Raw genomic sequence first — 9,047 nt, 5'->3', positions numbered from 1 at the left:
CGTCGGCCGACCCCCGTCCCGTCGTGGCCGCTGGGGTTTTCTCGCACGTTTCCAACCGGCCGCCGGAGCCGCTGTTAGTGGCCCGTGAGAAAAGGCGGGACCGCCGTTAGCGTGTCGTGAGAACCGTTGTCCGGCGCTTCCGGCCGAGAGCAAGGTCGCCTCTCGGAACCGAGCGGCGAAGGAGCGGAACAGTGGGTGACGATGGGCTGCGGGCCCCCGACCGGGGCTCCGCGGGTCTGCTGGCCTTGACCGGACTCTTCGCGTCCGTGGCCGTGTGCGGCATTCCCGGGTACGCCGAATCGGCGACCCGCATCGCCGCCGAGGTCGGTGTGCTGGCGGTCGTCGTTGGCGTCATCGGCGTCGAGAGCACCGCCGGAGCCGGTCTGTTCGTCGTTCTCTCGTCGCTGCTGTCGCTGAACGGCTTCGTCGAGGACCGGTACGGCCAGCTCGGCTGGCATCCCGCGACGGACCTGCGGGCGGCCGCGGTGCTCTGCGGCGCCTGGGTCCTCGCGTACGCGGCCCGCAGGGGTGTCGACCGGAGCCGGCGTCACCACGCCCGGTCCCTGACCTATCACGCTCCGCATTGGGCGGAAGAACTGGATCCGGAGGATGGAGATCGATGAGCGACATCGCGTTCGTCGTGCTGACACTCGCGCTGTTCGGGGTGTTGGCACTGGTGCTGCGGGGGGTCGAGCGGCTGTGACCGCCGACAACCTGGTCGGCCTCGTGCTGGCTGCCGTGGTCGCAGTGTTCCTGCTGGTGGCCCTGCTCTTCCCGGAGCGTTTCTGACATGAACACCACCACCGCCGCGATCGTCACGGTCGCCGTGCTCGTCGCCGTGCTTGCCGCGCTGCACGTGCCTGTCGGCGACTACATGGCCCGGGTCTACTCCAGCAAGCACCACCTGCGGGTGGAACGCGGCGTCTACCGGCTGGTCGGGGTCGACCCCGAGCGCGGGCAGGCCTGGGGTGTGTACGCCCGCAGCGTGCTCGCCTTCTCCGCGGTCTCCGTGCTCTTCCTCTACCTGTTCCAGCGGGTGCAGTCCCACCTGCCGCTGAGCCTCGGCTTCAGCAATGTCACGCCGGCGCTTGCCTTCAACACCGCGGTCTCGTTCGTGACCAACACCAACTGGCAGGCGTACTCCGGCGAGTCGACCATGGGCCACCTCGTTCAGATGGCCGGCCTGGCGGTGCAGAACTTCGCGTCCGCCGCCGTCGGCATGGCGGTCGCGATCGCCCTGGTCCGCGGGTTCGCGGCCCGCAAGGGCGAGCAGCAGCTCGGCAACTTCTGGGTCGACCTGACCCGGACCTGCCTGCGGATCCTGCTGCCGGTCGCTGTGGTCGGCGCCGTCGTCTTCGTCGGCGCCGGCATGGTGCAGAACTTCTCCGCCGGCACCACGGTCAACACGCTGGCCGGCGCGGCCCAGACGGTCACCGGCGGCCCCGTCGCCAGCCAGGAGGTCATCAAGGAGCTCGGCACCAACGGCGGCGGTTTCTACAACGTCAACTCGGCCCACCCGTTCGAGAACCCGACCAGCTGGACCAACGCCCTACAGATCCTGCTGATCCTGCTGATCAGCTTCTCGCTCCCCCGGACCTTCGGCAAGCTCGTGGGAGACAAGCGACAGGGCTTCGCGATCGTGGCGGTGATGGCGGTGATCCTGACCGGCAGCCTGGCCGTCAACGAAGCGGCGCAGAGCGTCCATCACGGCACGGTCCCGCAGGCGGTCGGCTCAGCCAGTGAGGGCACCGACACCCGCTTCGGGGTGCCCCAGTCCGCGGCGTTCGCGACCGCGACCACAGGCACGTCGACCGGGGCGGTGGACTCCTTCCACGACTCGTACACCGCCATCGGCGGCGCGACGCTGCTGTTCAACATGATGCTGGGCGAGGTCGCACCGGGCGGCACCGGCTCCGGCCTGTACGGGATCCTCATCCTCGCGATCATCACCGTATTCGTCGCCGGGCTGATGATCGGGCGAACACCGGAGTATCTCGGGAAGAAGATCGGCTCCCGGGAGATGCGGCTGGCCTCGCTCTACCTGCTGACGACGCCGATGATCGTGCTGGTCGGCACCGGGATCGCGATGGCCCTGCCGGGCGAGCGCGCGAGCATGCTCAACTCCGGCCCGCACGGCCTGTCCGAGGTGCTCTACGCGTTCACGTCGGCCGGCAACAACAACGGCTCGGCCTTCGCCGGCATCAGCGTCAACACCACCTGGTACAACACCGCGCTCGGCGTCGCCATGCTCGCCGGCCGGCTGCTGCCGATCGTGCTGGTGCTCGCGCTGGCCGGGTCGCTGGCCCGGCAGCGCCCGGTGCCGGTCTCGGCCGGCACGCTGCCGACGCACCGCCCGCAGTTCGTCGGCCTGCTCGTCGGCGTCACGGTCATCGTCGTCGCTCTCACCTACTTCCCGGCACTGGCGCTGGGGCCGCTCGCGGAAGGCATCCACTGATGAGCACATCCATACGCGACTCGCAGCCGGTGGCGCAGTCGAACCGTCCACAACGGACGGAGGCCCCCCGGCGGGTGTCCGGCGGGCTGCTCGATCCGGCCCAGCTCTGGCGGTCCACGCCGGGAGCGCTGGCCAAGCTCGACCCGCGGACGCTGTGGCGCAACCCGGTCATGGTCATCGTCGAGATCGGCGCCGTCTTCACCACCGTGCTCGCGGTCCGCGACTCCTCGGTGTTCTCCTGGCTGATCACCGTCTGGCTCTGGCTCACGGTCGTGTTCGCCAACCTGGCCGAGGCGGTCGCGGAGGGCCGGGGCAAGGCCCAGGCCGAGGCGCTGCGCCGGACCAAGACCGACACGATCGCCCGGCGGCTGACGGACTGGACCGACGGCGACGACCCGGCGACGGCGGCGGCGCAGGACGTGGCCGCGCCCCAGCTGGGTCAGGGCGACGTCGTCGTGGTGGAGGCCGGCCAGTTCATCCCCGGCGACGGCGACGTGGTCGACGGCATCGCCAGCGTCGACGAGTCCGCGATCACCGGCGAGTCGGCCCCGGTCATCCGGGAGTCCGGCGGCGACCGGTCCTCGGTCACCGGCGGCACCCGGGTCCTGTCCGACCGGATCGTCGTGCGGATCACCCAGAAGCCCGGCGAGAGCTTCATCGACCGGATGATCGCGCTGGTCGAAGGGGCCTCCCGGCAGAAGACCCCGAACGAGATCGCCCTGAACATCCTGCTCGCCGCGCTCACGATCATCTTCCTGCTGGCGGTCGCCACCCTCCAGCCGCTGGCGATCTTCGCCAAGGCTCAGCAGCCGGGCATCCCGGACTCGGCCACGCTGGACGGCGGCGGCGTGACCGGGATCGTGCTGGTCTCGCTGCTGGTCTGCCTGATCCCGACCACGATCGGCGCGCTGCTGTCGGCGATCGGCATCGCCGGGATGGACCGGCTGGTGCAGCGCAACGTGCTGGCCATGTCGGGACGGGCCGTCGAGGCCGCCGGCGACGTCAACACGCTGCTGCTCGACAAGACGGGCACCATCACCCTCGGGAACCGCCAGGCGACCGGTTTCCTGGCCCTGCCCGGCGTGCCGGAGGGGGACCTGGCCGATGCTGCCCAGCTCTCCAGCCTGGCCGACGAGACCCCCGAGGGCCGCTCGATCGTCGTGTTCGCCAAGGACACGTACGGACTGCGCGAGCGCGGCCCGGGCGAGCTCGTGCACGCCGACTTCGTGCCCTTCACGGCGCAGACCCGGATGTCCGGTGTGGACATGTCCACTTCGGACGGAGTGCGGCAGATCCGCAAGGGCGCCGCGAGCGCCATCGTCGCCTGGGTGTCCGCTCACGGCGGCCGGATCCCCCCGCAGACCGGGGAGTTCGTCGACGGCATCTCCGCCTCCGGCGGCACCCCGCTCCTGGTCGCGGAGGAGGCACACGGCACCGCACGGGTGCTCGGCGTCATCCAGCTCGCCGACGTGGTCAAGCCGGGCATGCGGGAGCGCTTCGACGAGATGCGCCGGATGGGCATCCGTACGGTCATGATCACCGGCGACAACCCGCTGACGGCCAAGGCGATCGCGGACGAGGCCGGCGTGGACGACTTCCTGGCCGAGGCCACCCCGGAGGACAAGCTCGCGCTGATCAAGCGGGAGCAGGCGGGCGGCAAGCTGGTCGCGATGACCGGGGACGGCACCAACGACGCCCCCGCGCTGGCCCAGGCCGACGTCGGCGTGGCCATGAACAGCGGCACGTCGGCGGCCAAGGAGGCCGGCAACATGGTCGACCTCGACTCCGACCCGACGAAGCTCATCGAGATCGTGGAGATCGGCAAGCAGCTGCTCATCACCCGCGGCTCGCTGACCACCTTCTCCATCGCCAACGATGTCGCCAAGTACTTCGCGATCATCCCGGCGATGTTCGTCGCGCTCTATCCCGGCCTGGACACCCTCAACATCATGCGGCTGCACAGCCCCGAGTCGGCCATTCTCTCGGCCGTCATCTTCAACGCGCTGGTCATCGTCGCGCTGATCCCGCTGGCCCTGCGCGGCGTGCGCTACCACCCGTCCAGCGCCGCGAAGATGCTCTCCCGCAACCTCTACCTCTACGGCCTCGGCGGCCTGATCGCCCCGTTCGCCGGCATCAAGATCATCGACCTGCTCGTCCAGTTCATCCCCGGAGTCAGCTGACATGGCCACCCGACTGCCCGGCTGGCTACGCCAGCACCTCGCCGCCGTACGGGCTCTGCTCGTCCTGTCCGTCCTGCTCGGCATCGTCTACCCGCTCGTCATCACCGGCATCGCCCAGCTCCCCGGGATGAAGTCCAAAGCGGACGGTTCGCTCGTCACGGCCGCCGGCCACGACGTCGGCTCGTCCCTGATCGGTCAGGCCTTCACCGACGACAAAGGCGACGCGATCCCGAAGTACTTCCAGTCCCGGCCCTCGGGCGCCGGCGACGGCTACGACCCGACCGCCACCTCGGCCTCCAACCTCGGACCGGAGGACATCGTGGACGTCCCGCCGACGGCGACCGGGGACGACGGCAAGCCCAGCCTGCTCACCCAGGTCTGTGCCCGCAGCCTCGCCGTCGGCACGCTCGAGGGCGTCGACGGCAGCCGCCCGTACTGCACGGCCGGCGGAGTCGGCGCCGTGCTGGCCGTCTCCCACACCGGACCCGGGTACGCCGGCGCCGTCGTCCGGGCGGTCAGCGTGAACGAGTACTGCGGCACCACGCCGACGCCGTTCCTGGCCACGTACGAGGGCGTCGCGGTGCAGTGCCACCGGACCGGCGAGGACATCGCCGGCGAGCAACTGGTGCCGATCCGCGGCAACGCGCCGGCCGACCCCGCCGTTCCGGCGGACGCGGTCACCGCCAGCGGCAGCGGTCTCGACCCGGACATCAGCCCCGCCTATGCGGCCCTGCAGGCGCCCCGCGTCGCCAAGGTCCGCAACCTTCCGGTCGACCGGGTGCGGCAGCTCATCCGCGATCACACAGAGGGCCGCGGGCTGGGTTTTCTGGGCGAGCCCGGGGTCAACGTGCTCCAGCTGAATCTGGAGCTCGACCGCGTCGCCCCCGTGACCTGAGCACGGATGTGGTCGTGATGACGGACGGGGAACAGGTGGTCGCCGAGCCCGCGGAGGGCTCGGCGGCCCACCAGCCGGCGCGCGGGAAGCTGCGGATCTACCTCGGCGCGGCGCCGGGCGTGGGCAAGACGTACGCCATGCTCAACGAGGCGCACCGGCGGCAGGAGCGTGGCGCGGACGTCGTCGTCGCCCTGGTCGAGACGCACGGGCGCTCGCGGACCGCGGCGCTGCTGGACGACCTGGAGGTCCTCCCCCGGCGGGCGGTCGCCTACCGCGGGACCCAGTTCACCGAGCTGGACGTCGCGGGCGTCCTCGCCCGCCGGCCGGAGATCGCGCTCGTCGACGAGCTCGCCCACACCACCGTGCCGGGCGGCCGGCACGGCAAGCGCTGGCAGGACGTCGAGGACCTGCTCGACGCCGGGATCGACGTGCTGAGCACCGTCAACGTGCAGCACCTGGAGTCCCTCAACGACGTCGTGGAGAAGATCACCGGCGTACCGCAGCGTGAGACGGTCCCGGACGAGGTGGTCCGCTCGGCCGACCAGATCGAGCTGGTCGACATCACGCCCGAGGCGCTGCGGCGGCGGATGGCGCACGGCAACGTCTACGCCCCCGACCGGGTCGACGCGGCGCTCGGGAACTACTTCCGGGTCGGCAACCTCACCGCGCTGCGCGAGCTCGCGCTGCTCTGGCTCGCGGGGAAGGTCGACGAGCAGCTCGACCGCTACCGCAGCGAGCACGGCATCGCCGCCACCTGGGAGACCCGGGAGCGGGTGGTGGTCGCTCTCACCGGCGGGAATGAGGGGGACACGCTGATCCGGCGGGCCGCCCGGATCGCGGACCGCAACACCGGCGCGGACCTGCTCGCCGTTCACGTCGTCAGCTCCGACGGGCTCACCGGCGCCGACCCGGGAAACCTGGCCCGCCAGCGAGTGCTCGTCGAGAACCTGGGCGGGACCTACCACCAGGTCGTCGGGGACGACATCGCCCGGTCGCTGCTGACCTTCGCCCGGGCCGAGAACGCCACCCAGCTCGTGCTCGGCGCCTCCCGGCGCGGCCGGCTGGCCCAGATCCTGTCCCCGGGCACCGGCGTCACCACCACCGCGCTGTCCGGGTCGATCGACGTCCACATGGTCACCCACGGCCAGATCGGGCGCGGACGCCGCCGCCTCCCCCGGCTCTCCGCCGGTCTGACCCTGCGCCGGCGGTTGCTCGGCGCGGCCACCGCGGCCGTGCTGCTGCCGCTGCTGACCCTCGTGCTGGTCTCCGTCCGCGGCTCGCTGAACCTGACCAGCGACGTCCTGCTGTTCCTGCTCGCGATCGTCGCCGTCGCGCTCGTGGGCGGCGTCTGGCCGGCCGTAGCCGCCGCGATCGCCGGTTCCCTGCTGCTGAACTACTTGTTCGCGCCGCCGCTGCACGAGTTCACCATCGCCGAGCGCAACAACGCCTTCGCCATCGTCGCGTTCATCACCGTCGCGCTGATGGTCAGCGCGGTGGTCGACCTCGCGGCCCGGCGGACCAGCCAGGCCGCCCGGGCGACGGCCGAGGCGGAGGCGCTCTCGACCGCCGCCGGCGACGTGCTGCGCGGCGAGCGGGCGCTGCCGGCACTGCTCGACCGCGTCCGGGAGACGTTCGGCATGACGTCCGCGACCCTGCTGGAACGGGACGGGAACCCACCCGCGGCGCCGGCCGGGCGCGGACCGGCCGGCCGGGTCTCAGCCGTACCGGAGGCGAGCCGGTCCGCGGCCGGGCGGGCCGGCTGGACGGTGGTGGCGACGTCCGGCACCCAGCCCTGCGCCCGACCCGAGGAGGGCGACACGGAGGTCCCGATCGACGATCTGGTCCTGGTCCTGCGGGGTCGTGTCCTCCCGGCCGAGGACCGCCGGGTGCTGGCCGCGTTCGCCGCCCAGGTCGTGGTCGCGCTACGGCAACGGCGGCTCGCCGACGCCGCCGCCGAGGCCGGACCGCTCGCCGAGGTCGACCGCACCCGCACGGCGCTGCTCGCGGCCGTCAGCCACGACCTGCGCACCCCGCTGGCATCCGCGAAGGCCTCGGTCACCGCGCTGCGCAGCCCGGGGATGCAATGGAAGGACAGCGAGCGGGCCGAGCTGCTGGCCACGGCCGACGAGTCCCTCGACCAGCTCACCCGGCTGGTGAACAACCTGCTCGACATGAGCAGGCTGCAGGCCGGCGCCCTCGCGGTCCACCCCGCGCAGATCGGCATCGACGACGTGCTGCCCGGGGTGCTGGGCGAGCTCGGCCCGGCCAGCCTGCCCGTGCAGGTGCGGCTCCCGGACGACCTCCCGGAGCTCTACGCCGACCCCGGTCTGCTCGAACGCATCCTGGCGAACCTGATCGGCAACGCCTTGCGCCACTCCCCCGCCGACCGGCCCCCGCTCGTGTCCGGCAGCGCCTTCGGTGACCGGGTGGAGCTGCGGGTGGTCGACCGCGGCCCCGGCGTCGCGGAGTCCGACTGGCAACGGATCTTCGTCCCGTTCCAGCGCCTGGGCGACCGCGACAACACCACCGGCGTCGGGCTCGGCCTCGCCCTGTCCCGAGGCCTGGCCGAGGCGATGGGCGGCACGCTGGAGCCGGAGCACACCCCGGGCGGAGGGCTGACCATGGTGCTGTCGCTGCCGGCGCGCGCGGTCGCGGCCCGGCCGCGCAGCGAGGAGGTGGCCGAGGCATGAGCGTGGTCCTGGTCGTCGACGACGAACCGCAGCTGCTGCGGGCGCTCCAGATCACGTTGAGCGCCCGCGGCCACGACGTGCACACGGCCGCCACCGGACGGCGGGCGATCGCCGAGGCCGCTGCCCGGCCGCCGGACCTGGTGATCCTCGACCTCGGCCTGCCCGACATCGACGGCGCCGAGGTCATCAGCAGCCTGCGCGAGCACAGCTCCGTCCCGATCATCGTCCTGTCCGGACGCACCTCGGGTGGCGACAAGGTGGCCGCCCTGGACGCCGGGGCCGACGACTACATCACCAAGCCCTTCGGCATCGAGGAGCTCCTCGCCCGGATTCGGGCCGTGACCAGGCGAGCCGCCGCCGACGGCCCCGCGCCCGCGTTCGAGCTCGGCGACTACCTGGTCGACCTGGGCGCCAGGCGGGTCTCCGCCCGGCAGGACGGCGACCGCGGGGACGTACGGCTCACCCCGACCGAGTGGCGCCTGCTCGACGCACTGGTCCGGCACCCGGGCAAGCTGATCGCCCGCCAGCAGCTGATCACCGACGTCTGGGGTCCGGTCGGATCCGAGGACAGCTCGTCCCTGCGGTTCCACCTCAACCGCCTGCGCCGCAAGCTCGAACCGGATCCGAGCCGGCCCCGGTACCTGATCACCGAACCAGGCATGGGCTACCGATTCCAGCCCTGACCTGTCCGCCGGCACTCCGACGCGGCGGCTCGTGCGAGGTCCCGGACCCAGCACCGGCGACCTGTCATCCTCGGCAACGCCCGGGCGAGGAAGGGCGCGGACACACCAGGGGGACGAGACGTGAGCGCAGGCCCACCGCCGACG

Annotated in this window: 7 protein-coding genes; all 7 read left to right on the top strand. The window is 72.1% G+C overall.

Annotation, left to right across the window (positions count from 1 at the left end):
* The first annotated feature begins 245 nt into the window (after positions 1–245).
* The 7 genes from VGP36_10030 to VGP36_10000 all read left to right on the top strand — a co-directional run bounded on the left by VGP36_10030 (position 246) and on the right by VGP36_10000 (position 8,903).
* A complete protein-coding gene (locus VGP36_10030; GenBank protein HEV7655049.1) occupies positions 246–623 on the top strand; it encodes a hypothetical protein in 378 nt (125 codons plus the stop codon).
* A gap of 76 nt (positions 624–699) precedes the next feature.
* Positions 700–789, top strand: coding sequence for a potassium-transporting ATPase subunit F (locus tag VGP36_10025; GenBank protein HEV7655048.1), 90 nt, complete (start codon positions 700–702; stop codon positions 787–789).
* Position 790: 1 nt separating this feature from the next.
* On the top strand, positions 791–2,455 hold the full coding sequence (gene kdpA / locus VGP36_10020) for a potassium-transporting ATPase subunit KdpA (GenBank protein HEV7655047.1): 1,665 nt from the start codon (positions 791–793) through the stop codon (positions 2,453–2,455).
* On the top strand, positions 2,452–4,635 hold the full coding sequence (kdpB, locus tag VGP36_10015; protein HEV7655046.1) for a potassium-transporting ATPase subunit KdpB: 2,184 nt from the start codon (positions 2,452–2,454) through the stop codon (positions 4,633–4,635). The genes kdpA and kdpB overlap by 4 nt, the downstream gene beginning before the upstream one ends.
* A gap of 1 nt (position 4,636) precedes the next feature.
* On the top strand, positions 4,637–5,530 hold the full coding sequence (locus tag VGP36_10010; protein ID HEV7655045.1) for a potassium-transporting ATPase subunit C: 894 nt from the start codon (positions 4,637–4,639) through the stop codon (positions 5,528–5,530).
* 17 nt (positions 5,531–5,547) lie between these two features.
* A complete protein-coding gene (locus VGP36_10005) occupies positions 5,548–8,220 on the top strand; it encodes a DUF4118 domain-containing protein (GenBank protein ID HEV7655044.1) in 2,673 nt (890 codons plus the stop codon).
* Positions 8,217–8,903 (top strand): response regulator, encoded by a 687-nt coding sequence (locus tag VGP36_10000; GenBank protein HEV7655043.1) that lies wholly within the window; start codon positions 8,217–8,219, stop codon positions 8,901–8,903. The genes VGP36_10005 and VGP36_10000 overlap by 4 nt, the downstream gene beginning before the upstream one ends.
* Positions 8,904–9,047 lie beyond the last annotated feature (144 nt).

It is taken from the genome of Mycobacteriales bacterium (assembly GCA_035995165.1).
Taxonomy (GTDB): Bacteria; Actinomycetota; Actinomycetes; order Mycobacteriales; family CADCTP01; genus CADCTP01.
The sequence above is the reverse complement of the archived record's forward strand: the minus strand, read 5'-3'. Positions and strand labels throughout refer to the sequence as shown.

Bases quoted from the DNA above. Each gene is read 5' to 3' on its own strand.
- kdpA (HEV7655047.1), top strand. From the start codon at position 791: ATGAACACCACCACCGCCGCGATCGTCACGGTCGCCGTGCTCGTCGCC.
- VGP36_10010 (HEV7655045.1), top strand. From the start codon at position 4,637: ATGGCCACCCGACTGCCCGGCTGGCTACGCCAGCACCTCGCCGCCGTA.
- VGP36_10005 (HEV7655044.1), top strand. From the start codon at position 5,548: ATGACGGACGGGGAACAGGTGGTCGCCGAGCCCGCGGAGGGCTCGGCG.
- VGP36_10000 (HEV7655043.1), top strand. From the start codon at position 8,217: ATGAGCGTGGTCCTGGTCGTCGACGACGAACCGCAGCTGCTGCGGGCG.